Origin of the sequence: Methylocystis sp., from assembly GCF_021731785.1 — a bacterium.
Classification (GTDB): Bacteria; Pseudomonadota; Alphaproteobacteria; order Rhizobiales; family Beijerinckiaceae; genus Methylocystis.
On the sequence record NZ_JAKFWS010000063.1, the window covers coordinates 1 to 26,025 of the forward strand.

Below are 26,025 nucleotides of genomic sequence, written 5' to 3' on the forward strand. Positions count from 1 at the left end.
CCGCGTCAAAGTCTTCCCGCAGTCCAATCGCAGCCGCCATGGCGAACCCCCTGGAGTTCGCCAACTAGAATCAGACGAAAGCCGATTCGTGAAGACCCAATGAGTCTGCTTCAATGGGGATCGGTATTAGATATAGTCAAAAACGAAGCGGAGTGTATCGAAAGGGCTTTTGTTAGTTGCGCTGCAATAGTATCGAACGCGCACCAGCAAATTTCTGATTTAAAATTTACTTTTTGAAATCGCGAGCAACCAACCAGAAGGCTTCGTATACAACGCGCTTCTCCACGACCTAGGCTTAGCCCTTTATCAAGGCGTAACAGGTTTATATCGACAATCTTACGCGTCTCAGCGAACAGTTCTTGAGAATGCAGTTGCTGCCCTTTACTACTCGGCGCATCTCCTTGACCTACGAAAATGGGCTAATGGCATGATCGATGTCAGCTGGAGCCGCGTATCTTCAGATGATAACGGAGTTTTCAGCGTTCGATACGCCGAGGCCTTCATGCCTGAATCTGTTAATGACTGCACTTTTTACGCAGATCGAGCCAACAGTCTTTATTCTCGCCTTTCCGATTTCGTGCATAAGAATGTCAAGGTGCACAACCTTGATGACGTATCGTTCCTCTTCGATGAAGTACGTCTAGCCGAGGTCCTAAAACCGTTTGACGAAGTTGTCCGCGTAGTCACCTTCCCTTTTTGCGTTCGCTATTTGGGAACGCTAAACAGGGATCAAATAGAGCAGCTTAGCCCAGCAATTGACGCCCTGGCAGGCGACGTAAAAGCATTCCAAAAACTCATCGGGGGACAGGCAGAATAATGGCAGTTTTTTCGTATAGAACCGAAGAACTCCGATTGGATGCAATTGCTGAATTGTTTGTCGAAACCAGCGCCGATCGGAAGACAATAGAAGAAATCAAGGGGCAGTCACCTACCATCATCGAAGGCAGTCGTGGGACTGGAAAGTCATTCCTGCTCCGCATCGCAGAAGCGGAAATGAACTCGCGTTTTGAGACTGATCGTGTGCTGCCTGTATATGTTTCATTCAAAGAAAGCTCATTGGTTCAAGCGCGCAACAAGAACAGATTTCTCTACTGGATGATGGCGAAACTGTGCGGACAAACGACGCGCGCTCTTCGCTCATGGAACTTAGTCGAGCCGGAGGCGGCTTCTCTAACTTTGCATGTAGGCCGCGACGCGTCAGCGAAAAAAATTCAACTCGAAAGCATTGCGGCACAGTTTGAGGATTCTTGGAGAAATCCAGAACAAGATATCGATACATCTACGATACCGGACGTAGACGACTATGTCAGAGCAGTTGAAGATGTTTGCGAGTCGAGCGGCGTAGAGCGCCTATGCATCTTATTCGATGAGGCCGCACACGTTTTTCGCATGGAACAGCAGCACGCTTTTTTCTCTTTTTCGAGATTTAAGATCACCCTTCATCACTTGCAACGCTGCTGTATATCCGGGGATAACATCGTATGGGCCGGCGTTCGAGATGACGCACGACGCGACTCTCATACGCCTGGAACGGGATATTTTGGACTCAAACTACGTTGAGTCGATGAGAGAAATGGTTGTCAAACAGGCACAGCGGAAAGCGAGCCAAGGAATTGGAGAGGATAGGGATAACGCCGAGAGATTGCTCAAGCAAGCTCGCCCCGGCGGAAACTTTGATAAGAATTTTGCGTTACTCGCATACAGCGCGCACGGGAATCCGCGCCATCTCTTAAAAACCGTCGGCGGCCTGCGTGATTTTAAGTCACAGGACGTAGAAAGCTTGGTTAAAGAATATTATCGAGAAGACATATGGAAGGAACACACCGCGTTAGGTGACAAATTTCCTTCTTTTAAATCGATCGTCGATTGGGGACGGGACTTCGTCGAAAACCATATTTTACCAGAATTGGCACGGCGAAACCTCAACCCGGAAACACGCGGCACTATCGAAACGACGTCATTTTTCTGGGTCAGCAGAGACGTTCCTCAAGAGGTTGTCAAAGCGCTTTCTCTATTGTCCTACGTCGGATTGGTCCAAGAACTTGATAGGGCTATCCGGGGCACCAGAAGTCAATTAGGCGGCCGCTTTACCGTCCACCTAGGTACGCTTTTATCCCAGGCGGCGAGTCCGTTGCAGGAACTCAACCGAATTATCCCGACGCTTTCTAAAAAGCGGATGATTGAATTTGGACGCAACATCCCTCTGGGAAATCTCAGCATCAGCAAAGTTATGGACGACGACATGATGTCTATGGCTGTTGTATCCAGACAACTGAGCAATAGCGTCGACGCCTTGGACCTTTCCGATTGGCAAATCAGTGTTCTCAAGTCGAATGGATTTGGCGAAGTCCGAGACGTTTTGATGGCGGGCGAAGATACTCTGCGGAGGAAGATATTTGGAGTGGGGGAGATACGGTCCCGGCAGATGGTGAACGCCGCGAAATCCGCCATCCTAGAATACCTTCTCGGATGACGGCATCAACTGCGCTCTTTGTAGTGAATTCGTTGCTCACCCAAACCTATTATTCCTCGGGAACCCTCTCGGCGGCAATCGTCCCGCCTCGGCGCGATGGCCGATCCAATCCTTGAGTTCCGTCTTCTCGATCGTAAAGACGCGGCTAGATGCGTCGGTCCATGTCAGGCCGTCCTTCAGCGCAAAGACCTTCGCGTCCGACACGCCGCCGTCCTTATAGCGCTGCAGGCGCACGCCCTTGCCGCGCGCCATGCGCGGCGCTTCGCTCAACGGAAACACCAGCAGCTTCCGGTTCTCCCCGATGATGGCGACATGATCGCCATCCGCCTGCGTCACAATCTTCAATCTCGACGGCGGATCGACGTTCAGCGCGGCGCGCCCCTTGCGCGTCGACGACAGTAGATCGTCTTGCGCCACGACAAAGCCGCGCCCGTCATTGGTGACAAGCAGCAGCGACGCCTCCGCGACATGCGGCAGCACGGCGACGACATCGGCGCCTTCCTCGATATCGGCGAACATGCGGATCGGCTCACCATGGCCGCGTCCGCCGGGAAGTTTCGAGGCCTCTAACGTATAGGCCTTGCCGCTCGAGGCGAGCGCGATGATTTTCGACGTGGTCTGCGCAAAGAATGACGCGGCGAGCGCATCGTCGCCCTTGAACTGCAGGGTCGAGAGATCCTGCACATGGCCCTTGAGCGCGCGAATCCAACCCTTCTGCGAGACGACGACGGTCACCGGCTCGCGCTCGATCATCGCCTCGGCGAGATCAAGATCGATCGCCTCAGGCGCGTCTTCGAAACTCGTTCGCCTTTTGCCGATCAGCGTCTGCGGGCCATAGGCTTTTTTCAGCTCGCGTACCTGCCAGGCGATGGTCTTCCACTGCTTGTCGTCATCGGCGAGCAGCGCCTCGATGTCCTTGCGCTCGGCCGAGAGCTCGCCCAGCTCCTTCTTCAGCGCCATTTCTTCGAGCTTGCGCAAGGCGCGCAGCCGCGTATCGAGGATATATTCGACCTGCAAATCGGTGAGCTTGAACGCCTTTTTCAATTCGCCCTTGGCGTCGTCCTCTTCGCGGATGATGCGGATCACCTCGTCGAGATTGAGGAAGACGATGACCATGCCTTCCAATTGCTCGATGCGCCGGACGATCGCGGCGAGGCGATGGCGCGAGCGGCGTTGCAGCACGGTCCGGCGATGGTCGAGCCATTGCCGCAGCGCCTCGTCGAGCGAAACGACGCGCGGCGTCACGCCGTCGACGAGCACATTCATGTTCATCGCGAAACGCGTTTCGAGCTCGGAGAGCTTGAACAGAGTCTCCATCATCAGCGCCGGATCGACCGTGCGCGCGCGCGGCTCGAAGACGATGCGCACGTCTTCCGCCGATTCGTCGCGCACGTCGGCGACGAGCGGCAGTTTGCGCTCAGAGATGAGTTCGGCGAGCCGTTCGATGAGGCGCGACTTCTGCACCCCGTAAGGAATTTCGGTCACGACCGCGACCCAGCCGCCGCGCGGCAGCTCTTCTTTCACCCAGCGCGCGCGGACGCGAAACGAGCCGCGTCCCGTGCGATAGGTCTCGATGATTTCCTCGCGCCTGTCGACGACGATGCCGCCGGTGGGAAAATCCGGCCCCTGCACGAAAGTGAGAAGCTGTTCGGCGGTCGGCTTGCGATGGGAGATGAGATAAAGCGCGGCGTCGCAAAGCTCGGCGAGATTATGTGGCGGGATCGAGGTCGCCATGCCGACGGCGATGCCCTGCGCGCCATTGGCGAGCAGATTGGGCAGAGCCGAGGGCAGCACCACCGGCTCCTTTTCCTCTCCGGAATAATTCGGGATGAAGTCGATCGCGTCTTCGTCGATGCCTTCGAGCAGCAGACGGGCGACCGCTGTCATGCGCGCTTCGGTGTAGCGATAGGCGGCCGCCGAATCGCCATCGACATTGCCGAAATTTCCCTGCCCGTCGACGAGCGGATAGCGCGAGGAGAAGTCCTGGGCGAGGCGCACCAGCGCGTCATAGATCGCCTGATCGCCATGCGGATGGAAGGAGCCCATCACGTCGCCGACGATTTTCGCGCATTTCTTGAACGGCGCGCCGGGATCGAGCCGCAGAATATGCATGCCGTAAAGGATGCGACGGTGCACGGGTTTGAGCCCGTCGCGGGCGTCCGGCAGCGCGCGGCCGGTGATCGTCGACAGCGCGTAGCGCAGATAGCGCTCCTCGAGCGCTTCGCGCAGCGCGACGGGCGCGATCACGCTAACGTCGCTTGCGCTCTTGCCTTTTCCGCTCCCGCCGCCTTTTTGCGTCATCTCAAAAACCCGAATCTTGCTTCAAGCTCGGTACTATGGCCGCCGCGGCGTCGGCGCAAGCGGACTATTTTGCGGGCCTTTCCCGATCGGGGGACGGCCGGCGAGGCATGAGTGTTTTGTGCGAAATGATGCAAATAAGTTCTTGCAGTCGCCGCGTCCCGTCCTTTAGAAGCTTGGCGGCGATGGCGCGGATCGGCGCGGTCGAGTTTTTGGCCGGTTTTCTGCGGCTTTCAAGACAGGCGTCCATGAAGAAACTGCTTTTGCTGCTCGTCGCCGGCCTGCTCGTCACCACCGCCTCGCTTGCATTGGACAGGTCGCAGCTATCGGTCTCCGGCCCGACGGTCGCCGCGCGGGGCGGTGCGCCGCGCGCGCCGGACGCTGACGCCGACATGCAGGCGCTTTGCCGCGAAGTGCTTGTCGACATCGACCAGGGCTATGGCGTCAGCAGCCATGAGTCCCGCTATATTTGCGGCGACAAGGACCACTAGATCACGCTGAGTTCAGGTGGACTCGCCGAAGGCAGATAACGTGGTCAATTCTAATAATTTAGAGCGCGCTCTACGCGAAAAACCGGTTCCCACTTTTTCGCCGCGCGCTCTAGCCGGCGCCGCGGCGCGATTGCGCCCGCCCCACATTGCTCACGCCGCGCGCAGAAGCGCCCCAATATAGAGATCGCGCGACGCCGGCAGCGCCACGCCGCGCGGGTTCAGCACGTCGCGCGTGAGGAAATATCCGGTCAATCGGAACGCGGCGATGAGATCGGCCTGCGCCGCCCCAGTGTTTTCGCGCTGAAGAAAGTCGGGATAGGGCAGCAGTCTGTCGCGCCATGGCGCGCCGGCGACGCGACTCACCGCGCGTCCTGATTTCGGCGACACATAAGCGAGATCGTCCCGCGCGCCGGTCAGCGCGCAGGCGTTGAGGTCTAGTCCGAAGCCGAGCGCGCCGAGCAGCGCGAGTTCAAACCGCGCCATCATGACGGCGCCGACGTCAAGACCGTGAATATCGCACAGCCGCGCTGCAATGGCGTCGGCCATGTCGAACAGTTCCGCATGAGGATCGCGCTCCGGCAGCAGGCGCAAGAGCGCGCATAGCGAAGCGACTCCGTTGAGCGCCGCGGCGCGATCGAGGAAATGAGCGGCGCGCGCGGCGCGCGGCTCGATTGTCAGAGCCCCGAGATGGTCCTCAAGACGCGCGCGCCACAGAGCGTCGACGAGATTGCCGGGCTGCAGAATCGGACGAAGCCGGCGCGAGCGGCCGCCGCGCACCAGACCGAGATGGCGCCCGTGTCCCCGGGTCATCAACTCCAGGATGACGGAAGTTTCGCCATGCCGACGCGCGCCGATGATGAGAGCGTCGTCGCGCCATTCCATGTCAGGCTCACACTTCGGAAAGCTTCATGTCCGACTTGTATTCTAAACCCTCGACATCCTTGATCAAAGCCTGGCCGCAAATCACCCGGTTCTGCGCCGAGTCGAATGTGAGGGACGGCGAGCCATAAAGCCGCCAGCCGAGGCTCAACGCTTCCGTCACGCGATGGCAGAACGCCGCGTCGTCCGGCCCGGTGAGAAAGCGATAGGCGGTCATCGCCTTGCGTTCGTCAGACATCCGACTCTCCAGCGCCCTGCGAATCGCCGGGCTTGACCGATATTATTCGCCCTTGGGAAAATCCAGGCGCATTTCGCGATAGCGTTCGGGGTCGTCGGCCCAGTTCTCGCGCACCTTCACGAAAAGAAAGAGATGCACCGGCTGTTCAGCGGCTTCGGCGATCTCGCGGCGCGCCGCCTGGCCGATGGCCTTGATGGTGCGCCCGCCCTCGCCGATGACGATCTTCTTCTGACTGTCGCGCGCGACATAGATCGTCTGTTCAATGCGCGCCGAGCCGTCCTTCTGATTGGTCCATGACTCGGTCTCGACCGTCGACTGATAGGGCAACTCGTCGTGCAGGCGCTCGTAGAGCTTCTCTCGCGTAATCTCGGCGGCGAGCAGCCGCAGCGGCGCGTCGGAGAGCTGATCTTCGGGATAGAGCCAGGGCGACGGCGCCATGCGCCGCGCCAGCGCCTTGCGCAGAGCGTCAACGCCGTCGCCTTTCAGCGCCGAGATCATGAAGGTTTCGTCGAAGGTCTGCCCTGCGTTGAGCGTCTGCGCGAGCGAAAGCAGCTTCTCGCGGGGAATGAGGTCGATCTTGTTCAGGACGAGAAGCTTCGGCGCCTTGGCGTGCTGAAGCTGCGTGAGTATCGCCTCCACTTCTTCGTCGACGCCCTTGCGCGAATCGACAAGCAACGCGATCACGTCGGCGTCGGCTGCGCCCGAGAGCGCGCTCGCCACCATGGCGCGATCAAGCCGCCGCTTGGGCTTGAAGATGCCCGGCGTGTCGACAAGGATGATCTGCGCCGCGCCGTCGATGGCGATGCCGCGCACGAGCGCCCGCGTCGTTTGCGCCTTGCGCGATACGATCGAGACCTTGGCGCCGACAAGCTGATTGAGCAGCGTCGACTTGCCGGCGTTGGGCGCGCCGACGAGCGCCGCAAAGCCGCAACGCGTTTGTTCTTGCGCCGGTTCGTCGCTGTCGCTCACGTCTCGTCCTTTCCTGCGGCTGCGTCTTCGCGCGCCAGAAAGGCCGCCGCCGCAGCCTGTTCGGCGGCGCGCTTCGAGGCGCCCGAGCCCGGCGTCACGTCGAATCCCTTGACGTCCACGGCGACTTCGAAAAAGGGCGCATGGTCCGGCCCGCTGCGACCGACGATCTGGTAGCGGGGCGTTGCGAGCCCCCTCGCCTGCGCCCATTCCTGCAAGGCCGTCTTGGCGTCGCGCAGATCCTGGCCGCTCGCCCCCATACGCTCGCTGAACGCCTTGCGGACGATGCGTTCGGCCGCAATCGCGCCGCCATCGAGAAAGGTCGCGCCGATGATCGCCTCGCAAATGTCGCCGAGCAGGGCGCGTTTGCCGCGCCCGCCGGTCTGGGCCTCGCCTTCCCCGAGCCGCATCGCCGGGCCGACGCCCCATGCTTCGGCAACTTCGGCGCAAGTCTCCTTGCGCACCAGCGCGGCGAGGCGGCGGGACAGCTCGCCCTCGGTCTCGTTCGGAAAGGCGTCGTAAAGCATGTGGGCGACCGCGACGCCGAGCACCCGGTCGCCGAGAAATTCGAGACGCTCGTATGAATCGCGCCGGGAGGACGAGGCGCTGACATGGGTCAGCGCTCGGGCGAGCAGCGCCAGGTCGGCGAACTCATATCCGATACGCGCTTCGAGCGCAGCGAGCGCCTCATCGCGGCCGCGCGTCATGTCGCGCCCAAGCGTCTGGTCAATGAACGGGTCGAAGCAGCCGGTCCCAACGCACCGACCACGGCCAGCGCCAGAAGGCGAGCGCCGATTCGTCCTTCCTGACCGAGAAGAAGATGATCTCGGCGCGGCCCACGAGATTGACGAAAGGCACGTAACCGACGCCGCCAACCTCCGGCGCGATGCGCGAATCCGTCGAGTTGTCGCGGTTATCGCCCATCATGAAATAGTGATCGGGCGGAACGACGAACAGCTCGGTGCTGTCGTTGATGCCGTGATCGCCCTCGATTTCGATGATCGTATGTTCGACCGCCGGATGATCGCCGTTCCCAGGCAGCGTCTCCTTATAGGTCGTCACAGGGATATCGCGCCCCTCGCGATTTTCCGTCACCGCCTTTTCGATCGGCTCGCGCTGAACGATCACGCCATTGATGTAGAGCCGGCCGTCGATGACCTGGATGCGGTCGCCGGGAAGGCCAATGACGCGCTTGATATAGTCGGTCTCATTGTCCCGCGGCAGCTTGAAGACGACGACGTCGCCCCGGTTCGGCGGCGACGCCAGAATGCGGCCTGAAAAAATGTCGGGGCCGAACGGCATCGAGTAATTCGAATAGCCGTAGGAATATTTCGACACGAACACATAGTCGCCGATGAGCAAGGTCGGGATCATCGAGCCGGAGGGAATATTGAACGGCTGAAAGAGCAGGGTGCGGATGACGAGCGCGATCGCCAGCGCCTCGACGATGACCTTTACGGTCTCTAGAAAACCGCCCTCTTCGCGTTTTCGCGCCACCGGAACGTTCCTGCTCAAGCCGACTTACTCCTCATGCGTTTGGGCGGCGTCGGGTCCCGCCCGGGCCGCCCGGCTTACCACGCTACAGCTTCGATGAGAACCAGCGCCAGCGGATAAGACCGTGACGGGTCCGCGCCAAAGGATGGCCGCGCGCCAGCTTAGCTACGTTCGCCCGGCGCTTGGCCGCATTCGGGGATTAACGCTAACGCCCGCGGCGCATGTGACGCTTCCGCGCTGGGCTTAGAGCGCTTGCGCCCGCCCCTCCTCCATCGCCCGGCGCATGCGGGCGATCGCCTCCGCAAGACCGACGAAAATCGCCTCGCCGATGACGAAATGGCCGATGTTGAGTTCGACGATCTGCGGCAGCGTCGAGACGCGGCGCGCCGTCTCATAATCGAGGCCATGCCCGGCGTGAATCTCGAGGCCGCGGGCGGCGCCGTAGGCGGCGGCTTCCGCGATCCGGGCGAATTCGGCTTCGGCCCGGCCCGTATCGCCGACCTCGAGCGCGTGACACCAGGCGCCGGTATGGAGCTCGACCACCGGCGCCTTGATCGAGACTGCGGCGTCGAGCGCCTCCCGCGATGGCTCGATGAACAGCGACACGCGCACGCCTTCGCGGGTGAGCTGATCGACGTAGGGCATCAGGTAGTCGTGCTGGCTGACGACATCGAGGCCGCCCTCGGTCGTGCGCTCGGTGCGCTTTTCCGGCACCAGACAGACGGCGTGCGGCGACGTCGCGACGGCGATGTCGAGCATCTGCTCGGTCGCCGCCATTTCGAAATTGAGCGGCTTCGAGATCGCCGCCTTCAGCCGCGCCATGTCGGCGTCGTTGATGTGACGGCGATCTTCTCGCAGATGCGCGGTGATCCCGTCGGCGCCGGCGTCGATGGCGAGGAGCGCGGCGCGCACGGGGTCGGGCCGCGGACCGCCGCGCGCATTGCGGACGGTCGCGACGTGATCGACGTTGACGCCGAGGCGAAGGGGCGGCGAGGTCATCACGCTCCTATAGCGCGCGGGTAGACGGTTTGTCATTGGGCGCGCGGCCGGCGCGGCGGCGCAAAGAGCAATTTCAGTCAAGAAGCCGGTCCTCGCGCTTGCTACGATGCGAGGATGGAGATCAGGACAAGATCAAAGGAACCCGTTTACGCGCGACGCATCAACCGCGTGCTGGATTACATCGACAGGCATCTCGACGAAGAGCTGACCGTCGACGCGTTGAGCGAAGTGGCGAACTTTTCAAAATTCCACTTTCATCGGCAATTCTCCCAGCACTGCGGGATCAGCCTCGCACGCTACATTCAATTCATGAGGCTCAAGCGAGCCTCCTATCGACTGGCGTTCAATCCGACCGCGCCGATCATCGACATCGCCTTGGATTCGGGGTTCGAAAATCCTGAATCCTTCTCTCGCGCCTTCAAGGCCGCATTCGGCCAGACGCCCAGCGCGTTCCGCAAGACGCCGGACTGGGCGTCATGGAGCGCGCGATCTCGCAGCCTTCCAGCCAGCGAAAGGACGAATGACATGGACGTAAAGATCATCGACGTCGAACCCGTATTGGTCGCGGCGCTCGAACATCGCGGCGCGCCGGCGCTGCTCAACGTCTCAGTGCAGCGCTTCATCGCCTGGCGAAAGTCGTCCGGGCTTTCTCCGGTCAGCCAATGCGAGACCTATGGCGTGCCCTATAACGACCCAACACGACGCCGCCGGAGGAGTTCCGCTTCGATATTTGCGGCTCGGCGCCGGCGCCGGTTCCCGCCAATGAGCACGGCGTCGTCACCAAGACGATCCCCGGTGGCCGCTGCGCCATGACGATCCACGCCGGTTCTCGCGACCGGATCGACGAGAGCGTTTATGCGCTCTATCGCGACTGGCTGCCGGGTTCGGGAGAAGAACTGCGGGATTTCCCGGTCTATTTCCACTATCTGAACCTCGATCACGATACGCCGGAGCACCGCCATCTGACCGAGATTTATTTGCCGCTGAAATAGGGTCCGCACGGGGCGTTGCAGGCGTTACGCTCCTTGCAATGACGATCATCAACGATTGCACTAAAACACTATCGGCCGATCGCGCACGAGACGCGCCTTGGGAGTGACGTGCGAGCGATTCAAACTGAATTGGCATGGCTTGGAAATTTTCTGATGAGCCACGAACTTGCTGAAGTGCAGAGCCCAGATGACTGGAAGGATTATCATTTCCTTCGCCGAACGGTTTTGTGGGAAGCAAAGGGAAGACACAACTATAACGAAAATCATCCGGACGAACGCCTCGATGCCAATCACCCATTGTTGTTGAGGCTGCATGGGCGTCCGATTGGCGCCGTTCGTCTTGACGAAGCTGGCTCCTGCTCGGGAGTTGTGAGGCTGGTGTCGATTGCGCTAGCCGCGCAGCGGTCGGGGCACGGAAGTATGCTTTCATCGCTGACCGAAGCCTATGCACGGCGTCTCGGGATAACGACCTTGTTGGTCAACTCAGCCCCCGACGCTGTGGGCTTCTATGAAAAAATGGGATGGAAAAAAGATATCTGGGACGAGTCGGAACTGAGAGGATTGGCCTCCGACTGCATTCAGATGACCAAGGAAATTGGCGCTGAAACCATCAAATGATAGTTCAAGCGAACTGTCTGAAACTCTAACGCCGTAACCGCCTCACCCAATCATCCGCTCCACCTTGCTCACCAGCGGGCTCGCGCGCAGGCGCGTCACGATGCTGTTGAGGTGTTTCAAGTCCGCGACTTCGAGATCGAAGGTCATTTCGCGGAAATCCGGCGAATGCGCCTTGAAGCTGATGTTGTCGATATTGGCGCCGGTTTCGCCGATCAGCGTCGCCAGCGCGCCGAGCGTGCCCGGCTCGTTGATCGCGGTCGCGACGATGCGGACGGGAAACAGCGCCGAGGAGCCGGCTTCGATATCCCAGCGCACATCGAGCCAGCGCTCGGGCTGATCATCAAAAGCGGTGAGCGACGGCGACTGGATCGGATAGATGGTGATGCCTTCGCCGGGCGTGAAAATCCCGACGATGCGGTCGCCCGGCACGGCGCCGCCATCCGGCGCAAAACGCACCGGGGCGTCGCCCTGCAGGCCGCGGATCGGAATCGCGCCGCCGCCATCGTCTTTCGCGCCCGGCGCCTTGAAGACGACATTGGCGTTCGCCTTGACGCCGAACCATCCCGGTTCGCCCGGACCGATGGCGGTGGGCGCCGCCTTGCGCTCTTCGCTGAAGTCCGGATAGACCGCCTTGACGACGTCGCCCGAATAGATTTCGCCACGGCCAACTGCCGCAAGCGCGTCTTCGACCGACGGATGCGCCAGCCGCCGCAGCACCCCTTTCAGCTTGTCCTCGCTCCAGACCCGGCCGGCGCGCTCAAAAGCCCGCTCGACGATCTGCCGGCCTAGTCCGGCATATTGCTGGCGCACGGCGTCGCGCGTCGCGCGCCGGATCGCGGCCCGCGCTTTGCCGGTCGCGACCGCCGCCTCCCAGGCGGCCGGCGGCACATGGCCCTCGGCGCGGATGATCTCGACCTCGTCGCCGTTCTTGAGCTGCGACAGCACCGGGGCGACGCGTCCGTTGATTTTGGCGCCGACGGCTGAATCGCCGAGTTTGGTGTGCACGGCATAGGCGAAATCGATCGGCGTCGCGCCGCGCGGGAGCGCGATCAATCCGCCCTTCGGCGTGAAGCAGAACACCTGATCCTGAAACAGTTCGAGGCGGGTATGTTCGAGGAATTCCTCGGGACTGTCGCCATGCGCGAGCAGATCGAGGGTTTCCTGCAGCCAGCGGAAGGCGCGGCTTTCCTTGGCGAGCTCCTCACGGCCCTGCGCGCCGATCGCGTCCTTATAAAGCGCGTGGGCGGCGATGCCGAAGCGAGCGATCTCATGCATTTCGGCGGTGCGAATCTGCAGTTCGACGCGCTGATGGCCGGGACCGATCACAGTCGTGTGGATCGAACGATAGTCGTTCTGTTTCGGCGTCGAGATATAGTCCTTGAAGCGGCCGGGGACATTGGGCCATTTCGTATGCACGACGCCGAGCGCGCGATAGCAGTCCTCGACGGTCCCGACGATGATTCGAAAGCCGAAAATGTCGGATAGCTGCTCGAAAGAGATCGACTTGCGCTCCATCTTTCGCCACACCGAATAAGGCGTCTTCTGCCGCCCGGTGACCGCCGCGGTGATGCCGCGCGCCGCAAACTCCTTGGTCAGTTCGTCCTCGATGCGCTTGATGATGCGGCCGTTCTTCGCGCGCAGATCATGCAGCCGCTGTTCGATGGTCTGATGCGCTTCCGGCATCAGGTGGCGGAAGGCGAGGCCTTCAAGTTCCTCGCGCAGACGCTGCATGCCCATGCGGCCGGCGAGCGGCGCATAAATGTCGAGCGTCTCCTGAGCGATGCGCGCGCGCTTGTCCTGCGGCACGAAGTGCAGCGTGCGCATATTGTGCAGCCGGTCGGCGAGCTTGACGAGGAGCACGCGCACGTCTTCGGCGACGGCGAGCAGCAATTTGCGGAAATTCTCGCCCTGCCGCGCCTGCTTGGTGACCAGATCGAGCTTTTCGATCTTGGTCAGGCCCTCGACGAGTTTGCCGATCTGTTCTCCAAACAGCCGGTCGATCTCCTCGCGCGTCGCATTGGTGTCTTCGAGCGTGTCGTGGAGCACGGCCGCGACGATCGTCGCGTCGTCGAGCTTCAGATCGGTCAGGATGGCGGCGACTTCGAGCGGATGCGAGAAATAGGGGTCGCCGGAGGCGCGGGTCTGCGCCCCATGCGCCTTCATCGCGTAGACATAGGCTCGGTTCAACAAATCCTCGTCGACGCGCGGGTTATACTTCCGCACGCGTTCGACAAGCTCGTACTGACGCATCATGCGCGTGGCGCCAAAGACTGGTTGTGCGCCGACGCGTCGGCCGGACCCCGTGCGCAAATTCACGCAAGAGGCAAGGCAGGCTGCGCCGGAGCGGCGGGTGTAGCGCGCCGAGGATAGCGCAGCCTAGCCGCCGTGACCAACAGCGGCGTGGCGCGCACGTGAGTTTCGGCAGCGACTTATCGGGCGAACCGGCTCTCGAAAGGCTTTGTCAGGCCGATCGCGTCACCTACTCCGCTTCGTCTTCGACCTCGGCGGGCGGCACAAGACCTTCGAGACCGCGCAGCAGGTCTTCTTCGGTCATCCGGTCGAACTGCTGCTCGCCCTCGAGGTCGACGCCGACCGCCGGCGTCAAGGCAGGCGCCGTCTCGGCTTCCGGTTCGTCGACTTCGACGTGACGCTGCAGCGAGTGGATGAAGTCCTCGGATAGATCTTCCGGCGCAAGCGCCGCTTCGGCGATTTCGCGAAGGGCGACAACCGGGTTTTTGTCGCGGTCGCGATCAACCAGGATTGGCTGCCCCGACGAGATGTTCCGCGCCCGATGCGCCGCGAGAAGAACGAGGTCGAAGCGGTTTTCGATTTTGTCGATGCAATCTTCGACAGTAACGCGCGCCATCTGCTGCCAAGCTCCATTCGGTTCAGGAGTAGCGCTGATACGCCAATCATGAAAATTAGGCAATAATTTCTTGAGCCTAGACGCACCTTCAATTTGTTTTGACGCTGCTTTTCGGATTCATTCCAGAAAATGCCTGATGATCCGCCCGTAAAATGACGCAGTTCCTCTTGACGCTGTGACGTTGAGGGGCGATGTATTTGGAAGAGACGCGCGCAGCGCTTTTTCAAAATGGCTGTCTGAACAGCCTCGGCGGACGCAGCGAAAACGGCGCAATCGCCGTGGCGGTTTTTGAGGCCGGCCATCGAGACGATTAAGCTAAACGCAGAAGTTGCGGGTTGACGGCATATTCTGTACCCGCGTGAACACACTAACCCGACCGCGAGACTCATATGGCAGATGTCGAACGAACTGCGTTATTCATTGACGGCGCGAACCTGTACGCGACCGCAAAATCGCTGGGATTCGATATTGATTATAAACGGCTGCTCCGCGAATTCCAGGGCAAAGGCCGTCTGATCCGAGCCTTTTACTATACTGCGCTGATCGAGGACCAGGAATACTCCTCGATCCGGCCGCTGATCGACTGGCTGGACTACAACGGCTACGCGGTTGTGACCAAGCCGACGAAGGAATTCGTCGATTCTCTCGGTCGCCGCAAGGTCAAGGGCAATATGGACATTGAGCTTGCGGTCGACGCCATGGAAATGGCCGGGCATATCGACCACATGGTTCTGTTCTCGGGCGACGGCGACTTCCGATCGCTGGTCGAAGCCGTGCAGCGGCGCGGCGTTCGCGTCTCGGTGATCTCGACGATCACCACCCAGCCGCCGATGATCGCCGACGAATTGCGTCGCCAGGCCGATGAATTCATCGACCTCATCCATCTTGTCGCCAAGATTGGCCGCGATCCGGGCGAGCGCGCCGAGCGCATGCAGCGCTATCAGGAGCGACCCCGTCCCACGCCTCAGGCGGCCCACGCCGAAGATGAGGGCGAATGAGGTTAGGCGATTAAGCTACCCAAAATTCGGCGTCTCCAATTGCAGAGGCCGAATTTTGGGCGCGTTCGATCATCCACGGGCGCGCAACAGGCGCCCTTTTTCGCGGCTCCAGTCGCGCTTCTTCTCAACTTCGCGCTTATCGTGCAGCTTCTTGCCTTTTGCCAGCGCAAGCTGCAGTTTGGCGCGTCCCTTTTCGTTGAAATAGAGCTTGAGCGGCACGATCGTCATGCCTTCGCGCTCGATGGCCTGCGACAGCTTGGCGAGTTCGCGTGACTTGAGCAGCAGCTTGCGCGGCCGTTTCGGCGGATGATTGAACCGGTTGCCGGCGAGATATTCGGGAATATTGGCGTTGACCAGCCACGCCTCGCCCTGACGATCGACATGCGCGTAGCTTTCGGCGATCGTCGCCTTGCCGGTGCGCAGCGACTTCACCTCCGTGCCCGTCAGCGCCAGCCCGGCTTCGAAAGTTTCGCCGATTTCATAATTGTAGCGCGCCTTGCGGTTATCGGCGACGGTCTTGAAATTCGGCTCCGGCTTTGCGGCCACTGACTTTCCTCGAAGCGTTCCAGCGAAATAGACGAGAAACGCAGATATCGACCTTTAGAGCAGGTTCCGAAAAAGTTGACAGACTTTTTCGGAACCTGCTCTAACATTTTGATTTTGAGCGATTCCTTATCGATCACATGATTCCATCTGATCGGGAAGCGCTCTAGGCGCAAAGCGCGCCGGCGTGAACCATCGCCGCGCGGATGCGGTCCTTGGTGGCTTGCGTGCAGGGGACGAGAGGAAGCCGCACCTCTTCCTCGGCCTTGCCGAGCAACGCCAGGCCGTATTTGGCCCCGGTCACGCCGGCCTCGAGAAAAGTCGCGACATGCAGCGGCGTCAGCCGGTCCTGAATCTCCAGCGCCTTGGCGAAGTCGCCGGCGAGGCAAGCGTTCTGCAAGTCGGCGCAAAGCCGCGGCGCGATATTGGCGACGACTGAGATACAGCCGTGCGCGCCCGCCGCCATGCAGGCGAGCGCCGTGAGATCGTCGCCCGAAAGCTGGATGAAATCCGGCCCCATCGCTGCGCGTTGAAGCGAAATGCGGCCGATATTTCCTGTCGCGTCCTTTACGCCGACGACATTCCTCAACTCGGCGCAGCGCTTCATGGTATCGACGCTCATATCGATGACCGAGCGCGGCGGAATATTGTAGATGATGATGGGGATCGAGACGGCGTCGTTGATCGCCTTGAAGTGCAGATAGAGCCCTTCCTGATTGGGCTTATTGTAGTAAGGCGTCACGATGAGCAGCCCGTCGGCGCCCGCGCGCTCCGCATGGCCCGCGATGGCGATCGCCTCGCGCGTATTGTTCGAGCCTGCGCCGGCGATGACCGGCGCCCGCCCGCGCGCTGCGCGAATCGTTTCAGTGATGACGCGCCCGTGCTCCTCATGACTGAGCGTCGGGCTTTCGCCCGTCGTGCCAACCGGCACGAGGCCGTGCGTGCCATTTTCGATCTGCCAATCGATCAGCGCGCGCAGCGCGTCATAGTCGACCTCTCCATGGGAAAACGGCGTCACCAGGGCCGTCATCGACCCATGAAAAATCGGCTTTCCGGTCATTGAATCAACGCCTTCCCTACGCCCCAGAGCCGCCGTAATTGCGTCGCTAAGATTGAGGCGCCCTTCATAGCCGCTGGGCTGCGCTGAGGAAAGCCCTACGCTGGAGTCGCAGGGGGAGAGTTCGAAAAATCGTAGATGGCGCGCGAAGTTGATGCTTCGTAAACCAAGTGAGAGCAGCTTTTTCACGCCAATAAGGAAACGCGGTGATGATGTTGCCTCGACGCGTCGCGACGCGGTTCAAACTCACAATCGGCATCGCGGCCCTGGCGATCGCCGTGCCGGCCTTCACCGGCTTTGACCGTCTCGGCGACGGCGAGTCGCGACGAACGGCCTCGCGGTGGACGCCCTCGGTCCCCTTCAGTCTCGGCGCGTGGCGCTCCCGGGTCGACTCCTTCCAGGAGGCCGTCCGCGACGTCTTAGAGCGCGGCCACGCAGATCGTGAGGCGGCACACCCTCTAGAGAATTCGCTTTTCAGCCCGGAGGACGGCGACCTGCCGGCGATCGTGGCGAGCGCCCCGACGATGCGCTGGCTCAAGGGCGCCAAGACGGCGGCCGAATCCGCCGCGTCTCTGCTCGGAGAGGACGCGGACGCCTTCATCCAGGCGGTCGCGGCGTATAAAGCCGGCGACTTCGTTCATGGCGACGAAGCCGCGTCGCGCGTGCAGTCTCCCCTCGCCGCCGCCGCCGCCCGCTGGGTCGCCCTGCGTCTTCACCCACACGACGCTGGTTTCAGACGGATCGCCGCCTTCCTCGCAGTCCATCCGAATTGGCCTGCGGCGGATTGGCTTCGCCGTCGCGGCGAGCAGGCGCTCGTCGCCGAGCGTCAATCCGATAAGACCGTGCTGGCGTGGTTTGCAGAAACCAAGCCGCTTACCGCCTATGGAAAATATGCGCTGGCGCGGGCGAGCGCGCGCGACGGCGATTTCGAAACGGCGGCGGCGCTGGCGCGCGACGCCTGGCGCAACGAGGATATCGGACAGGGATTCGACGCGACCTTCAATAAGGAACTCGGCGAACTGCTGACGCCGGCCGATCACAAGTTCCGCGCCGACCGTCTGCTCTATGCGGGGAAGAATTCGCTCGCCTTGCGCAGCGCCGAACTCGCCGGCAAGGACGTCGTGCTGCTCGCCCGCGCGCGCATTTCCGGCGCCGACAAGTTGGCGGCGTCTTTGCCGCCGTCGGTGCAAAACGATCCGGGGCTGCTTTACGGGCGCGTGCACAAGCTGCGCAACGCCAACAAATTCGCCGAAGCGGGCGCTCTGCTGCGCAAGGCGCCGCGCGCCATCGAAGAAGTCGTCGACGGCGACGTATGGTGGGAAGAGCGGCGCATCGTGGCGCGCAAGCTGCTCGATCAAAACGATCCCGAAACCGCCTATATCCTTTGCGCGCAACATGCGGCGGCAAAGACCAGCAACAAGGTCGACGCGGAATTCAACGCCGGCTGGATCGCCCTGCGGTTCCTGGGCGATCCGATCAAAGCCGAGCGTCACTTCAAGAACCTTGCGGCGATCGCCGAAACGCCGCTGCAAAAGTCCCGCGCATCCTATTGGTTGGGCCGCACGGCGGAAGCGGAGAACGACCCTAGGGCGAACAATTTCTATCTCCAGGCGGCGACACACTCGACGACCTTTTACGGACAACTGGCCGGCGCCCGGCTCGGGGCCGAAGACCATCCGCTTCGCCCGGCGCCGCAGGCCACATATGGCGAAAAGCGGGACGAAGCGGTCCGGGTCGCGGAGCTGCTGTTCGCCGTCGGAGAGAAGGATGTGGCCGCGCCGCTGGCGCTCGACAGCGCCAAATATTTGCATGACGAGGCGCAGGTCGCCGCGCTCGGCCAGATCGTCGCGCGCCAGGGCGACGCCAAACTTTCGCTCATTTACGGCAAGGCGGCTTCCTATCGAGGAATCGCGCTCGACGACGTCGCCTTCCCGGCCTATGGCGTTCCTGACTTCAACGCCCTTCCAGGCTCGGCGTCGCGCTCGATCGTATTCGCCGTCGCGCGCCAGGAAAGCGCTTTCGATCCGAAGGCGGTTTCATCCGCCGGCGCCATGGGCCTGATGCAGATGATCGCCTCCACGGCGCGACACACCGCCTCGATGCGCGGGGTAAGCTTCGACATCTCGCGGATGCTCAAAGATCCGCCCTTCAACGCCCAGCTCGGCGCGGCGCATCTGGGGATTCTGCTCGGCGAGTATCGCGGCGCTTATCTCCTCACATTCGCCGCCTACAACGCCGGCGGCGGACGCGTGAAACAATGGATCGACGCCTATGGCGATCCGCGCAAGCCCCATGTCGATCCGGTTGACTGGGTCGAGCGGATTCCTATCACCGAAACGCGCAATTACGTGCAGCGGGTGATGGAGAATTTCGTCGTCTATCGCGCCAAGTTCGAAGACAATGCGACTCGGTCGCCGCAGGTCGAACTCGCGCGCGTCGGTCTCTGATCCGGCCCCATCCGGAGCTGTTCCGGAGCGCCGATCGCGCACCGGCGCGCGTCAGCAGCGACATTGGGCTATTCAATAATTTCGTCACGCGATGATTTCTTACCGTTCGATGCGCGAATTTTTCTTCGTATCCGGCATCGTCGCATAGACCACCAGCGACACAAAGATGGCGGCACTCGCATAGTAAAAGAACCAGCTCTCATGGCCATCCGCCTTGAACCAGAGCGCCACATATTCCGCCGAGCCGCCGAAGACTGACACCGTCGCCGCATAAGGCAAAGCGACGCCGGTGACGCGGATGGCGGCGGGAAAAAGCTCCGCCTTCACGACGGCGTTGATCGACGTATAAAGCGCGACGATCAGCCAGGCGCAGCAGATGAGCGCGAAGGCGATCCATGCGTCGCGCGCGTTTTGAATGGCGGTCAACAGCGGGGCCGTGAAGATCGTGCCGAGCGCGCCGAAGGCGATGAGCATCGGCCGGCGGCCGACGCGGTCCGACACCGCGCCATAAAGCGGCTGAAGGCAGAGTGCGAAAAGGAGCGAGCCGGCGGCGATCCACGTCGTCTGCCGGTCGCTCAAGCCCGCCGACAGTTTGAGAAACTTCTGCATGTAGGTCGTATAGACATAGAAGGCGATCGTGCCGCCAAGCGTCAGTCCGACGACTGTCGCCGTCTCCCGCTTATGGGCGAGGAGCGCGCCAAGCGACCCGCGCCGCGCTTCGGCGCGCGACTCCTCGAATGCGGGCGTCTCGGCAAGATCGCGGCGCATGAACAGCGCCACGATGGCGAGGAGCGCGCCGAGGGCGAATGGAACGCGCCAGCCCCAGTCGCGCAACGCCTGCCTGTCGAGCGCGATATCTTGCAGGACCAGCAGCACGCAAAGCGCAAGCAATTGTCCGGCGATCATCGTCACATATTGGAAGCTCGAATAGAACCCGCGCCGCTCGGGATGCGCCATCTCAGCGAGATAGGTCGCGCTCGACCCATATTCGCCGCCAAGACTGACGCCTTGAACGAGGCGCGCAAATAGCAGTATCGCCGGCGCGCCCACGCCAATCATCGCATAGGTCGGCGCGAGCGCGATGAGGAGCGAGCCGAGACACATCAGCAGCACCGAGAGCATCAGCGCGAGACGCCGCCCGCGGCCATCGCCGATACGACCGAAAATATAGGCGCCGATCGGCCGCATGAAGAAACCGAGCGCGAAAACGCCGGAGGCCGACATCATTTGCGCGACAGCGTCTTGCCCGGGAAAGAATGAGTCGGCGAAATAGAGCGAAAAGGCCGAATAGACGTAAAAGTCGTACCATTCGACGAGATTGCCGACGGAGCCGATCAGTATCGCGCGCAGCCGCGCCGTTTCGGTCTTGAGGTCCATCCCTACGGCGTCGGCGCGCATCTGTGCCTCACACCAATTGACTGGCGATATTCACCATGAGCGCGAGGATGGTCGTGTTGTAGAAAAAGGCTACGATGCCATGCGTCGCCACCAGCAGTCGCATCGGCGACGAGCAGGTCTCGATATCCGCGGTCTGAAAGGCGACGCCGATGACGAATGAAAAATAGAGGAAGTCAATGTATTGCGGCATCCTGGTGTTGGGGAAATGCAGCCCGCCTCTTGCCGCCGGCGGCTCTTGCGAGTCGATCTCTTCCTCGAAATAAAATTCATGCGCATAGTGGAAGGCGAAGGTCAGGTGCAGGAACAGCCATGAATTCAGCACCGTGATGATCGTGAGCCAAATGGTTGCGCTCTTTTCGAAGCCTGTCATTGACTTCACGGAACCAAGCTCGATAACCACCGCGCCGAATGACGCCGTCGCAATCGCTGTCGTGAGCAACAGCATGACGAAGCGGCCCTCGTCCAGACGCTGCGCGCGTTCGCGAATGGTATCGTGAGTAGCGCCGGCGATGAGCAGATAGACCAAAGCGAAATAACACAGAGAGACTGCGTTCCATGCGACAAGCGCGCGTGCGACCGGCTGCAACGCCTGTGGCAGAAGCACTCCGACGACAAGACCAAACGCGATGCTCAAAAAAAGCTGCGGCCGCGCGTGGATAATTCGAAAGGGCGCCAGGATCGCCGAGGCGCGCCGCGGAATGTTCGACAGTCCTTGCCGGCGCAATGGCGCGATCCCTCAATTACGCCGCGCCGCGACAAAACGAGCGGCCTCGGCGAGAATGTCGGTCCGCTCGCCCAGTCCGGTTTCGCGCAGCGCCGCCGTCGCTTCTGCGACGAGCGAATCTCGTCTGGCGCGCGCCGCGTCGAGACCGAGAAGACCAACGAGGGTCGCCTTGCCGCGTTCGGCGTCCTTGCCGGCTCGCTTTCCGAGCGCGGCGCTGTCGCCTTCCGCGTCGAGAATATCGTCGGCGATTTGAAACGCGGCGCCGAGAGCCTCGCCATAGCGGGTCAGCGCCCGCGCCTGCGACGCCGACGCCGCGCCGAGGATCGCGCCGGCGTCGACCGCGAAGCGCAATAAAGCGCCGGTCTTCATCGCCTGCATCCGCAAGGTCTCCTCGAGCGAGAGCGGCGTCGCCGCGGTTTCGGCGGCAAGGTCGAGCGCCTGTCCGCCGACCATGCCGCCAATTCCGGCTGCGCGCGCCAGAGCAAGCACGAGATCGGCGCGCACGCCGGAGTCTTGATGCGTCGTCGCATCAGCGACGACGTCGAATGCGTAGGTCAATAGTCCGTCGCCAGCGAGGATCGCCGTCGCTTCATCGAAGGCTCGATGAGTCGTCGGGCGGCCGCGGCGCAGATCGTCATCGTCCATCGCCGGCAGGTCGTCATGGGCGAGGGAATAACAATGAATCATTTCGAGCGCGCAGGCGGTCCGCAACGCCGCTTCGCCGACGACGCCGAAGAGTCGCGCAGATTCGATGACCAGGAAGGGCCGCAGCCGCTTGCCGCCGCCAAGCGACGAATAGCGCATCGCGTCGAGAAGTCGCGCCGGACGGGCGATCTCTCCCGGAAGCGTCGCCGGCGCAAGCAGCGCATCGAGCGCAGCCTCGGTCGCCTCGGCGGCGGCGTCAAGACGGCGGCGAAACTCCTCAGCGCGTGCGGCTGCATCCATGAGACGACGTTCCTTAAAATAAGCGATAATGGCTGCTAGCAAATTTGCGGTCCGATCCCAAGGGCGCCGGGCGCGCCATCGATGGCGAAAACTAGCCGAATTTTGGTCTTTTCCTGAGTTGTGGACGCTCGAACGTCGAAGGCTGTTGTATATTTGCGACAGCCATTGCAGACGGCTTTCATTAAGCTTTGCGCGACGCCAACGCGGCTTGCGGCTTACCCAAGCGGCCGAGGGCCGCGGCGTCATACGGAATTCGCGGCGCACGATTGAGCGGACTGGTCAGGCGCAGCCTCGCCTGGATACGAACCATGCAGCGTCGCGCTTGCAAGGAGAAACGCATGAAGAAAGTTCTGCTGCTGACGACCGCCCTCATGGCGGCCGCGCCGCTTGCGGCGTGCAACACTCCCGGCGAACGCGCGGCAGGCGGCGCCGTGATCGGCGGACTCGGCGGCGCGGGCATCGGCGCGCTCGCTTCCGGCGGACGCGCCGGCGGCACGCTTGCCGGCGCGGCAATTGGCGCGGCGAGCGGCGCCGTCGTCGGCGCGGCGACCGCTCCGCCGCAGCGCTGCGCGAAATGGGGCTGGGATTATTACGGCAATCGCGTCTGCGTCGCCTTCTATAACTACTGAGAACGCGCGATAGTTATTCATAACCGCAGGCTTGTCGCCTGCGGTTTTTCTTTGCGTCGCCCGCTGTCTCGCCGCGCGCGCGCAGCACTGCTTGAACTTCAAGGCCGGGCCGCTAATTTGGAACGAGCGACGCCGATTGGAGAGACATCATGCCGACAGGGTTAACGAGACTGATGATTTTCGGGGCGATCGGCTTTTTCATCGGCGCGGCGATCGTCCGCTATTACTCGGGCTGACGACAAGCAATCGAGCGAAGGGTTTCCTAATCCTGAAGAGTCCTCAAAGAGGCCGTCTCGAAGGAAGAGGAAACCCGCTTTCGCGTATTTTGCTCATGAGGAACACAATTCTTCACCCGTCGCGCCGGTTCGGGCGGCGAGGCTTATTGACGTTTCCTCCGGCCATGGCCGACGCCTCGATCTGCGGCGGCTGGCGGCGCATCGAACGCCACAGAACGGCGGACGATAACCTTTGATTAACCATGTTGATGTAAGCGAATGCAGTTCGACGCGCGAACAGGAGAATCAACGATGGCGATCAGCATCAGGACCAAGCTTGGAGTCATTCTGGCGGTTGGGGTTCTCGCCGGCCTCTCGTCGGCGTTGCTTTCGCTGCTGCTTTTGGCCGTGGCGGGCCTGTTGATCGTCTGGGGCCAGAATCCGCAGGCTACGGAAGCTTTTTTCGAAAGCCTCCCCTTCGGCAATTACAGTTCGAAGGCCTTCTCTCGCTTGAACGCGATCCTTTCCCAGTGACCGCCGGGACCGCGCGGCTGCGGCCTGTCCGGCGCGCCCTGTTGAAGCGCGCTTTGCCACGAGGCGCATGAGTTCTTGGCTCTGGGGCGAAAGACGGTCGAGCTGCGTCTGACGCCGTGGATGGCGCGGCGTGCTGCGGCGCCCGCCGTGTTTCGATCGCCCGTCCGAAAAGTGGCGGCGTCAAACGCCGCCATCAAGCGCTTCACGCACCCAAGGCGTGGCGTTCACATATGGCGGAAGGGGTGGGATTCGAACCCACGGTGGAGTCGCCCCCACGCCGGTTTTCAAGACCGGTGCCTTAAACCACTCGGCCACCCTTCCCAACCGTTGAAATGATTGGGGAACATTTGTTCCTTTTGCAAGCCGCCCCGCGAAATGGTCTCCAAATGGTCACCAACGTTCACCATAGGCCCCATCAAGCTGCGCCGCAGCGTTCGCCTGCATCGTATCGCTTACGTGGGAATAAAGGTCCAGTGTGATCGTGATCGTTGAATGCCCCAAGCGTTCCTGCACGATCTTGGGATGAACGCCCGCCGTCAGCAGTTGCGTGGCGTGGCTGTGCCGAAGATCGTGGAACCGGACCCGAGGCACCCCTGCCCGCCCCACCAAATACGTGAACTCATGCGTCAGACTGTTCGGCTGTTTCGGCTCGCCATCTTCGCGGGCGCAAACCAGCGTCTCCGGGCCTTGCCGGACGCCCAGCCGCAACAGCGTCTCCGCCTGCTTCCGCTTCCATTCGCGAAGCTCCGCCTGTGCGAACTTTGGCAGCGGAACGGCGCGGGCTTTTTCTGACTTCGTAGATTTGAACCGCAGGCCGGCTTTGGTTTGTTCAAGACTTTCGACAACGCGGACCGTGCCGCTTTCTAGATCGCAGTTCTTCCACCGAAGCGCGAGGATTTCGCCTCGCCGCATTCCCGTCGCTAGGGCAATCAGCGTCGGCCAATAAGTGGTGGTATGGCGAATTGCGGCGAGCAGCTTCCGCGATTGTTCAACGGTCAGAGTGTTAACCGGCTTTGGCTCTACCTTCGGTAGCCGCTTCAACATCGCCGCCGGGTTTCGGGCGAGCCGCTGTTGTTCAACTGCGCGGGCAAGCGCCGATTTCAAAATCCGATGAATATGTCGCCGGGTCCGGGGCGAGGGATTGCGATCGAAACCGCCATACGCCTTTTGAATATCAGCCGTTGTGAGCTTTTGAAGTGGTATCGCCCCTAGCGCCGGGCTTAGATAGCATCGAACAATCTCGGCATAGCGTTCATGCGTCTTTGCCGAAACCTCAACCTTCGTCGCGGCCACCCAACTATCTAGCCAATCGCCAACTGTGATCCGGGTCGGGTCAACGTGTTCGCCGGTATCAACGGCGCTGAGCAATCGGGTCAATTCCCGCTTGGCTTCGCTGAGGGTGCCCCGGATCGTTTTCGTGCTGAACCGCCGCTTGCCCGTGATCGCGTCCCGGCCAAGGGATATCCTAATGCGATGAGAGCCCGGCGATCGGGAGGTAATGGTGCCGCGCGATCTCATGGGCGGCTCCGCGCTAAACTCTTGAACTTGTCTTTGCAATCGGGCGAGCAAAATTTCGCATCTGCGCGCCGGCCCGCGTCCGGCCCCTTGGCAAATATTTTGTCGCATTGGGGGCAGCGATTGGCCCGGCCTTTCGATCTCGCGTCGGCATATTGCAGCCATATCGCATCTAAGAGATTGTCGGGGCTGATAGTGAGGCGGCCGCTATTAATTATAGCGACGAGTTTTGATAGCGCGATTCTGTTGCAGCCGTCGCGCATTAGCTGAGCGTCGTCAAGAATGTCCTCGATTATGTCGCCCTTGCCTTGCAAGCCCTTTCGGCTGAGCGGCCCATAGTTCCGAACGAATTTGATAGCGTCCTCCCGCTTCTTGATCGCGGCGAATTGTTCCCAAAGAGCCGGGAATTCATCAAGCGGCTGATAGCGATCAAGGCATTTCAGCTTCGGGGCGATCCGGTCCGCCTGAACCGACCGTGGAGACTCATCAAGAAGTGCCATTCCCGACTTCCCGGAGCGCGGGGCTTCGATCACCTCGTAGTCACGAGGGTTTCGTTCCCGCTGCCAAGTGAATGTGATTTCGACACTGGCCAGCATTTTATGTCCCTTATAATGTCCCTCGTAAATTTTTATCCGAGACAGGCGTCCGCGTCAATGCAATCCTGACAGTGTTTAGCTCATAGCAAAGGAACGCGAAATGACCGAAC

25 protein-coding genes, 1 tRNA gene and 1 pseudogene are annotated in these 26,025 nt (G+C 61.3%); 10 read left to right on the forward strand and 17 right to left on the reverse strand.

Features of this window, described 5'->3' with window-relative positions; genetic code table 11:
• Window positions 1–427: 427 nt before the first annotated feature.
• From QZ964_RS11825 to QZ964_RS11835, 3 genes are read left to right on the forward strand one after another with little or no spacing between them, the layout of a single operon-like run.
• Window positions 428–817, forward strand: a complete 390-nt coding sequence (locus tag QZ964_RS11825; RefSeq protein ID WP_292531862.1) for a hypothetical protein — start codon at window positions 428–430, stop codon at window positions 815–817.
• A gap of 35 nt (window positions 818–852) precedes the next feature.
• A complete protein-coding gene (locus tag QZ964_RS11830) occupies window positions 853–1,560 on the forward strand; it encodes a hypothetical protein (protein ID WP_292531863.1) in 708 nt (235 codons plus the stop codon).
• Window positions 1,499–2,473, forward strand: coding sequence for a hypothetical protein (locus QZ964_RS11835; protein ID WP_292531864.1), 975 nt, complete (start codon window positions 1,499–1,501; stop codon window positions 2,471–2,473). Before QZ964_RS11830 ends, QZ964_RS11835 begins: the two co-directional genes overlap by 62 nt.
• A gap of 36 nt (window positions 2,474–2,509) precedes the next feature.
• Here the strand turns inward: QZ964_RS11835 and parC are convergent, their stop codons facing one another.
• Entirely contained in the window at window positions 2,510–4,774 is a 2,265-nt protein-coding gene (gene parC / locus QZ964_RS11840) for a DNA topoisomerase IV subunit A (protein WP_292531865.1), read from the reverse strand.
• 245 nt (window positions 4,775–5,019) lie between these two features.
• Here parC and QZ964_RS11845 point away from each other — a divergent pair, with 245 nt between their 5' ends.
• Window positions 5,020–5,262, forward strand: a complete 243-nt coding sequence (locus QZ964_RS11845) for a hypothetical protein (protein ID WP_292531866.1) — start codon at window positions 5,020–5,022, stop codon at window positions 5,260–5,262.
• A gap of 150 nt (window positions 5,263–5,412) precedes the next feature.
• Here the strand turns inward: QZ964_RS11845 and recO are convergent, their stop codons facing one another.
• The 6 genes from recO to QZ964_RS11875 form a co-directional block, all read right to left on the reverse strand.
• Complete coding sequence (recO, locus tag QZ964_RS11850; RefSeq protein WP_292531867.1) at window positions 5,413–6,144, reverse strand: DNA repair protein RecO; 732 nt, start codon at window positions 6,142–6,144, stop codon at window positions 5,413–5,415.
• Window positions 6,145–6,151: 7 nt separating this feature from the next.
• Window positions 6,152–6,379 carry a DUF1737 domain-containing protein gene (locus tag QZ964_RS11855; protein WP_292531868.1) on the reverse strand — a complete coding sequence of 76 codons (228 nt, stop codon included), beginning with the start codon at window positions 6,377–6,379 and terminating at the stop codon, window positions 6,152–6,154.
• A 42-nt stretch (window positions 6,380–6,421) separates the two neighbouring features.
• Window positions 6,422–7,348, reverse strand: a complete 927-nt coding sequence (gene era, locus QZ964_RS11860; protein WP_292531869.1) for a GTPase Era — start codon at window positions 7,346–7,348, stop codon at window positions 6,422–6,424.
• The gene (gene rnc, locus QZ964_RS11865) at window positions 7,345–8,052 is read right to left on the reverse strand and encodes a ribonuclease III (protein WP_292531870.1); all 708 of its coding nucleotides are present in this window, start codon (window positions 8,050–8,052) and stop codon (window positions 7,345–7,347) included. The genes era and rnc overlap by 4 nt, the downstream gene beginning before the upstream one ends.
• A gap of 19 nt (window positions 8,053–8,071) precedes the next feature.
• Window positions 8,072–8,842 (reverse strand): signal peptidase I, encoded by a 771-nt coding sequence (gene lepB / locus QZ964_RS11870; RefSeq protein WP_292531893.1) that lies wholly within the window; start codon window positions 8,840–8,842, stop codon window positions 8,072–8,074.
• Between the two features lie 240 nt (window positions 8,843–9,082).
• Entirely contained in the window at window positions 9,083–9,838 is a 756-nt protein-coding gene (locus QZ964_RS11875) for a pyridoxine 5'-phosphate synthase (protein WP_292531871.1), read from the reverse strand.
• Window positions 9,839–9,952: 114 nt separating this feature from the next.
• Here QZ964_RS11875 and QZ964_RS11880 point away from each other — a divergent pair.
• Both QZ964_RS11880 and QZ964_RS11885 read left to right on the forward strand, forming a co-directional pair.
• Window positions 9,953–10,830, forward strand: a pseudogene (locus QZ964_RS11880) (GyrI-like domain-containing protein).
• A gap of 153 nt (window positions 10,831–10,983) precedes the next feature.
• A complete protein-coding gene (locus QZ964_RS11885; RefSeq protein WP_292531872.1) occupies window positions 10,984–11,448 on the forward strand; it encodes a GNAT family N-acetyltransferase in 465 nt (154 codons plus the stop codon).
• 42 nt (window positions 11,449–11,490) lie between these two features.
• On the opposite strand, the gene QZ964_RS11890 is transcribed toward QZ964_RS11885, so the two are convergent.
• Together QZ964_RS11890 and rpoZ are read right to left on the reverse strand one after the other, a co-directional pair.
• Window positions 11,491–13,701 carry a bifunctional (p)ppGpp synthetase/guanosine-3',5'-bis(diphosphate) 3'-pyrophosphohydrolase gene (locus QZ964_RS11890; RefSeq protein ID WP_292531873.1) on the reverse strand — a complete coding sequence of 737 codons (2,211 nt, stop codon included), beginning with the start codon at window positions 13,699–13,701 and terminating at the stop codon, window positions 11,491–11,493.
• A 226-nt stretch (window positions 13,702–13,927) separates the two neighbouring features.
• A complete protein-coding gene (rpoZ, locus tag QZ964_RS11895) occupies window positions 13,928–14,314 on the reverse strand; it encodes a DNA-directed RNA polymerase subunit omega (RefSeq protein WP_292531874.1) in 387 nt (128 codons plus the stop codon).
• A gap of 389 nt (window positions 14,315–14,703) precedes the next feature.
• Here rpoZ and QZ964_RS11900 point away from each other — a divergent pair, with 389 nt between their 5' ends.
• Window positions 14,704–15,312 carry an NYN domain-containing protein gene (locus tag QZ964_RS11900; protein WP_292531875.1) on the forward strand — a complete coding sequence of 203 codons (609 nt, stop codon included), beginning with the start codon at window positions 14,704–14,706 and terminating at the stop codon, window positions 15,310–15,312.
• A 69-nt stretch (window positions 15,313–15,381) separates the two neighbouring features.
• Here the strand turns inward: QZ964_RS11900 and smpB are convergent, their stop codons facing one another.
• The gene (gene smpB / locus QZ964_RS11905; RefSeq protein WP_292531876.1) at window positions 15,382–15,858 is read right to left on the reverse strand and encodes an SsrA-binding protein SmpB; all 477 of its coding nucleotides are present in this window, start codon (window positions 15,856–15,858) and stop codon (window positions 15,382–15,384) included.
• A 163-nt stretch (window positions 15,859–16,021) separates the two neighbouring features.
• On the reverse strand, window positions 16,022–16,915 hold the full coding sequence (gene dapA, locus QZ964_RS11910; protein WP_292531877.1) for a 4-hydroxy-tetrahydrodipicolinate synthase: 894 nt from the start codon (window positions 16,913–16,915) through the stop codon (window positions 16,022–16,024).
• A 206-nt stretch (window positions 16,916–17,121) separates the two neighbouring features.
• Between dapA and QZ964_RS11915 the strand changes: the two genes are divergently transcribed.
• Entirely contained in the window at window positions 17,122–19,359 is a 2,238-nt protein-coding gene (locus QZ964_RS11915; RefSeq protein ID WP_292531878.1) for a lytic transglycosylase domain-containing protein, read from the forward strand.
• Between the two features lie 99 nt (window positions 19,360–19,458).
• Here QZ964_RS11915 and QZ964_RS11920 read toward each other — a convergent pair whose 3' ends face one another.
• The 3 genes from QZ964_RS11920 to QZ964_RS11930 are packed head-to-tail and all read right to left on the reverse strand — an operon-like array spanning window position 19,459 to window position 22,426.
• Window positions 19,459–20,757, reverse strand: coding sequence for an MFS transporter (locus QZ964_RS11920; protein WP_292531879.1), 1,299 nt, complete (start codon window positions 20,755–20,757; stop codon window positions 19,459–19,461).
• A 7-nt stretch (window positions 20,758–20,764) separates the two neighbouring features.
• Window positions 20,765–21,481, reverse strand: coding sequence for a DUF1345 domain-containing protein (locus QZ964_RS11925; protein WP_292531880.1), 717 nt, complete (start codon window positions 21,479–21,481; stop codon window positions 20,765–20,767).
• Window positions 21,482–21,493: 12 nt separating this feature from the next.
• A complete protein-coding gene (locus tag QZ964_RS11930) occupies window positions 21,494–22,426 on the reverse strand; it encodes a polyprenyl synthetase family protein (protein WP_292531881.1) in 933 nt (310 codons plus the stop codon).
• 338 nt (window positions 22,427–22,764) lie between these two features.
• Here QZ964_RS11930 and QZ964_RS11935 point away from each other — a divergent pair, with 338 nt between their 5' ends.
• Both QZ964_RS11935 and QZ964_RS11940 read left to right on the forward strand, forming a co-directional pair.
• Window positions 22,765–23,055: a hypothetical protein gene (locus QZ964_RS11935; protein ID WP_292531882.1), complete on the forward strand. Its 291-nt coding sequence runs from the start codon at window positions 22,765–22,767 to the stop codon at window positions 23,053–23,055.
• Between the two features lie 527 nt (window positions 23,056–23,582).
• Complete coding sequence (locus QZ964_RS11940) at window positions 23,583–23,804, forward strand: hypothetical protein (protein ID WP_292531883.1); 222 nt, start codon at window positions 23,583–23,585, stop codon at window positions 23,802–23,804.
• A gap of 231 nt (window positions 23,805–24,035) precedes the next feature.
• Here QZ964_RS11940 and QZ964_RS11945 read toward each other — a convergent pair.
• The 3 genes from QZ964_RS11945 to QZ964_RS11955 form a co-directional block, all read right to left on the reverse strand.
• Window positions 24,036–24,125: transfer RNA gene (locus QZ964_RS11945), tRNA-Ser, on the reverse strand.
• A 69-nt stretch (window positions 24,126–24,194) separates the two neighbouring features.
• On the reverse strand, window positions 24,195–25,322 hold the full coding sequence (locus QZ964_RS11950; RefSeq protein WP_292531884.1) for a site-specific integrase: 1,128 nt from the start codon (window positions 25,320–25,322) through the stop codon (window positions 24,195–24,197).
• Complete coding sequence (locus tag QZ964_RS11955; protein ID WP_292531885.1) at window positions 25,319–25,915, reverse strand: hypothetical protein; 597 nt, start codon at window positions 25,913–25,915, stop codon at window positions 25,319–25,321. The genes QZ964_RS11950 and QZ964_RS11955 overlap by 4 nt, the downstream gene beginning before the upstream one ends.
• Window positions 25,916–26,025 lie beyond the last annotated feature (110 nt).

Bases quoted from the DNA above. Each gene is read 5' to 3' on its own strand.
- QZ964_RS11835 (WP_292531864.1), top strand. From the start codon at position 1,499: ATGACGCACGACGCGACTCTCATACGCCTGGAACGGGATATTTTGGAC.
- parC (WP_292531865.1), bottom strand. From the start codon at position 4,774: ATGACGCAAAAAGGCGGCGGGAGCGGAAAAGGCAAGAGCGCAAGCGAC.
- QZ964_RS11920 (WP_292531879.1), bottom strand. From the start codon at position 20,757: ATGCGCGCCGACGCCGTAGGGATGGACCTCAAGACCGAAACGGCGCGG.
- QZ964_RS11915 (WP_292531878.1), top strand. From the start codon at position 17,122: ATGATGTTGCCTCGACGCGTCGCGACGCGGTTCAAACTCACAATCGGC.
- QZ964_RS11900 (WP_292531875.1), top strand. From the start codon at position 14,704: ATGGCAGATGTCGAACGAACTGCGTTATTCATTGACGGCGCGAACCTG.
- QZ964_RS11845 (WP_292531866.1), top strand. From the start codon at position 5,020: ATGAAGAAACTGCTTTTGCTGCTCGTCGCCGGCCTGCTCGTCACCACC.
- QZ964_RS11930 (WP_292531881.1), bottom strand. From the start codon at position 22,426: ATGGATGCAGCCGCACGCGCTGAGGAGTTTCGCCGCCGTCTTGACGCC.
- QZ964_RS11950 (WP_292531884.1), bottom strand. From the start codon at position 25,322: ATGAGATCGCGCGGCACCATTACCTCCCGATCGCCGGGCTCTCATCGC.
- rpoZ (WP_292531874.1), bottom strand. From the start codon at position 14,314: ATGGCGCGCGTTACTGTCGAAGATTGCATCGACAAAATCGAAAACCGC.
- QZ964_RS11825 (WP_292531862.1), top strand. From the start codon at position 428: ATGATCGATGTCAGCTGGAGCCGCGTATCTTCAGATGATAACGGAGTT.
- QZ964_RS11955 (WP_292531885.1), bottom strand. From the start codon at position 25,915: ATGCTGGCCAGTGTCGAAATCACATTCACTTGGCAGCGGGAACGAAAC.
- rnc (WP_292531870.1), bottom strand. From the start codon at position 8,052: ATGACGCGCGGCCGCGATGAGGCGCTCGCTGCGCTCGAAGCGCGTATC.
- QZ964_RS11935 (WP_292531882.1), top strand. From the start codon at position 22,765: ATGAAGAAAGTTCTGCTGCTGACGACCGCCCTCATGGCGGCCGCGCCG.
- QZ964_RS11885 (WP_292531872.1), top strand. From the start codon at position 10,984: ATGAGCCACGAACTTGCTGAAGTGCAGAGCCCAGATGACTGGAAGGAT.
- QZ964_RS11855 (WP_292531868.1), bottom strand. From the start codon at position 6,379: ATGTCTGACGAACGCAAGGCGATGACCGCCTATCGCTTTCTCACCGGG.
- QZ964_RS11940 (WP_292531883.1), top strand. From the start codon at position 23,583: ATGGCGATCAGCATCAGGACCAAGCTTGGAGTCATTCTGGCGGTTGGG.
- dapA (WP_292531877.1), bottom strand. From the start codon at position 16,915: ATGACCGGAAAGCCGATTTTTCATGGGTCGATGACGGCCCTGGTGACG.
- QZ964_RS11890 (WP_292531873.1), bottom strand. From the start codon at position 13,701: ATGATGCGTCAGTACGAGCTTGTCGAACGCGTGCGGAAGTATAACCCG.
- QZ964_RS11875 (WP_292531871.1), bottom strand. From the start codon at position 9,838: ATGACCTCGCCGCCCCTTCGCCTCGGCGTCAACGTCGATCACGTCGCG.
- recO (WP_292531867.1), bottom strand. From the start codon at position 6,144: ATGGAATGGCGCGACGACGCTCTCATCATCGGCGCGCGTCGGCATGGC.